Origin of the sequence: Pseudoruegeria sp. SK021 (assembly GCF_002119405.1) — a bacterium.
GTDB lineage: Bacteria > Pseudomonadota > Alphaproteobacteria > Rhodobacterales > Rhodobacteraceae > Meridianimarinicoccus.
On sequence record NZ_MTBG01000160.1, the window covers coordinates 1 to 253 of the forward strand.

Genomic DNA, 253 nt, shown 5'->3' on the forward strand with positions numbered 1-253 from the left:
TGGGCTGCTGACGCCCGGTGAGGCTTATGATACCCACAATCAACACCTGAAAGTCGCCGCCTGACATGAACCCAATGCTATAGCTTGGCTCGGCGGAAAACTGGTCTAAAATCTAGGACCACCTCTCGCGCCCGTCCATCGAAATCTTGACCTTTGCGTCGAGCAACACTTCAGTGAAATCGGTGCTGGTGAACTGGCTACCTTGATCGGTGTTGAAAATTTCCGGCGGGCCGTATCGAAGCAGGGCTTCTTT

Annotated in this window: 1 pseudogene; it reads right to left on the reverse strand. The window is 53.4% G+C overall.

What is annotated here, in order from left to right:
- Positions 1-118 precede the first annotated feature (118 nt).
- A pseudogene (locus BV911_RS19460) lies at positions 119-253 on the reverse strand (IS3 family transposase); the annotation flags it as partial.